Here is a 719-nt window from a genome sequence, read left to right on the forward strand (position 1 = left end):
TGCTCCCACGGCGGCGGCTCCGTTGCCTGCGGCGTCGGACCGCTGGTGGTGGTCCGACGCGGCCGGTGGTCCGGGCGTCCCCCCGAGTAGGACGACCGCGGACGGTATGGGATACGGGGATCAGCTCTCCGCGAGGATGTGCGAGAGCTCCGTGTCCAGATCGAAATGGCGATGCTCGGTGCCCGGCGGGACCGCGGCGTCCGTCCGCTTCAGGAAGGACTCCAGGGCCCGCGCCGGGGCTTCGAGCAGGGCTTCGCCCTCGGGGGAGCTGAGGGCGATGCACACGACGCCCTGACCGTGGCTGCGGGACGGCCAGACTCGGACGTCGCCGGTGCCGGTGGGGCGGTGCAGCCCCTCGGCGAGCAGGTCGCGGGCGAACACCCATTCGACCGTCTCTTCGGCTCCGGTGTGGAAGGTGGCGTGCACGGCATACGGATCGGCCGTGTCGTACCGCAAGCCCGCGGGTACAGGCAGTGAGGATTCGCTCGACACAACGAGGCGCAGGTGCAGCTCGCAGCTGACCGTGGTGTTCATAAGCGCCAGGGCCTTTCGCTCAGTGTGCGCTCGGGGATTCGCACGTCGGCGAAATCGACATGCCACCTGCGGCGACCTTGTAAACCCCTCTGAGGTGTTTGTGAGGCTTCTGGTAACTCGTCCGGCTCAGCGGGAAGACCCGTACGGAGCCGTTTCAGGACGGTTTGGCCAGTCGGTGGAAGTGG

Annotated in this window: 1 protein-coding gene; it reads right to left on the bottom strand. The window is 68.4% G+C overall.

The features are described 5' to 3' along the window. Positions 1 to 120: 120 nt before the first annotated feature. Positions 121 to 534, bottom strand: coding sequence for an SsgA family sporulation/cell division regulator (locus tag AC13HU_RS37915; protein ID WP_003959770.1), 414 nt, complete (start codon positions 532 to 534; stop codon positions 121 to 123). Positions 535 to 719: the final 185 nt, after the last annotated feature.

It is taken from the genome of Streptomyces sp. NH27, assembly GCF_056859195.1.